Below are 1,817 nucleotides of genomic sequence, written 5' to 3'. Positions count from 1 at the left end.
GGGAGCCGTTTGGGGAGAGCGACGCCCCGCCTCCGGCGCTCCCAGGTCTCTCCCTAGCCTGAGGCGGCCCTGCGGCCGCGGCTGGCCGGAGCCGACCGGCCGGAAGCGGCCGGTGCGGGAAGAAGGAAGGAAGATCAGGCCTCGTCGTCGCCGAAGAGAAGCTTGTCGAGCGCCTCGTGCTCGGCCAAGGTCATGCCGCGGGCCTGCGTTTCGGCAAGGCTCCCCTCGAGCACGCGGATCTCCGGGCGGCGCCCGGCGTGGAGCGTGAGCTCCACCGCGGCCTCGAAGGCGTCCTCGTGGCCCGGGACGTCGTTGGCGAGCCGCCCCTTCACGACGCGCCCTTCGACGGCCTCCGTCTGGAAGGCGCTCAGATACGCGTCGTGATCCTCCGGCGCCACCTCGGCCCAGACGCCCCAGGTGAAGGCGCCGGGCTCCTCGGTGAAGGGCACTTCAACGACGCCGAAGAGAAAGCGCTCTCCCGTTTCGAGCGCGGCGAAGTCCTCGTTGAACTTCCCGGCGGCGTAGCGGCCGACGTAGTCGAGCTGCCAGAGGCAGTCGGGGAGCTTCATCTGAATGTCGCGGCAGAGGCCCTCGTTCTCTTCGTCCTCAGCGGGCAGATCGGTGTATTCGCTCATGACGGCGTCTCCATAAATATTGCGTTCGCCGAAACTATAGCCCGGGCGGAGGAGGCGCATACTTTTCGCACCGCCCCGCAGGTCCCGTCACTCTCCCGCCCATGACCCTTTTTCTCCACCACATCGCCCTCTGCGCGCCGCTTTTTCTCCTCGTCTTCCTCGGCTGGGGGCTCGTGCGCGCCCGCATCTTCTCGAACGACGTGACGAAGGCCCTCGGCGCCTTCACCTTCCGGCTGCTCATGCCGACGCTGCTCTTCAAGCTCCTTTCGAACCTCTCGGAGATGCCGCCCATCGACTGGCGCGTGCTCATCGCCTTCTTCGGCTCGTGCGCGGTCGTCTACCTCGGCGGCCGCGCCGCAGTGCGCCGCCTCTTCTCGACGGACGCCGCGGGCACCACCGTCCTCGCGATGGCGGGCATCTTCGGCAACAACGTGCAGTTGGGCGTCCCCATCGTGCAGCTCTCGCTCGGCGACGCGGCGATGCCCACCATCTCGGTGATCATCCTCTTCAACGTGCTGCTCCTCTGGACGGTGGCGATCGCCTCGGTTGAATTCGGCCGCCACGGGCGGATCCGCAACCCGCGTGAAGTGCTCGCCCCCATGCTGCGGGTCTTCCGCAACCCGCTTGTCGTCGCGATCCTCCTCGGGTGCGCGTGGAGCTTCACGGGACTGAAGCTCCCCGACTTCGCGCAGAAAAGCGTGGACCTCGTCGCCGTCGCAACGACGCCGATGTGCCTCATCGTGGTCGGCATGGGCCTCGCGCGCCACAGCTTCTCGGCGGCGCTCCCCAAGGGGCTCTTCGTCACGGCGGTGAAGCTCGCCCTGCAGCCCTTCATCGTCTGGCTCATCGCCCGGGCGCTCGGCCTCGGAGAACTCGAAACCAACGCCGCGACTCTGATGGCGGCGCTGCCCGTCGCGATCAACATCTATCTGATGGCGCAGGACTTCGACGCCGAGGAGGGGGGCGCGAGCAACGGCATCTTCGTCTCGACCCTCATCTCCGCCGTCACGGTGCCCCTGACGCTCACGCTGCTCGGGGTCGCGCCCTGACGGCGGCGCCCCTCCCCGGGGAAAGAAAAGCGGCGTACTTCCTCGAGAGCGTCCCGGAGAAAAGTTCATTCGCGCTTGCGCGCGTCGCCTTATATCCCCGCCATGAATGACGGGGCTTTACGGCTCGGTTTGG

2 protein-coding genes are annotated in these 1,817 nt (G+C 67.6%); one reads left to right on the top strand and one right to left on the bottom strand.

The window, feature by feature from the left end:
* Window positions 1-134: 134 nt before the first annotated feature.
* Complete coding sequence (locus tag ACT6Y9_RS10725) at window positions 135-635, bottom strand: DUF2199 domain-containing protein (protein ID WP_443744521.1); 501 nt, start codon at window positions 633-635, stop codon at window positions 135-137.
* A gap of 101 nt (window positions 636-736) precedes the next feature.
* On the opposite strand from ACT6Y9_RS10725, the gene ACT6Y9_RS10720 reads away from it, so the two are divergent.
* On the top strand, window positions 737-1,684 hold the full coding sequence (locus tag ACT6Y9_RS10720; RefSeq protein WP_443744520.1) for an AEC family transporter: 948 nt from the start codon (window positions 737-739) through the stop codon (window positions 1,682-1,684).
* The last annotated feature ends 133 nt before the right edge of the window (window positions 1,685-1,817 follow it).

This window comes from Sutterella sp., from assembly GCF_052272535.1.
Classification (GTDB): domain Bacteria; phylum Pseudomonadota; class Gammaproteobacteria; order Burkholderiales; family Burkholderiaceae_F; genus Sutterella.
This window is presented reverse-complemented; position numbering and strand designations above follow the sequence as displayed.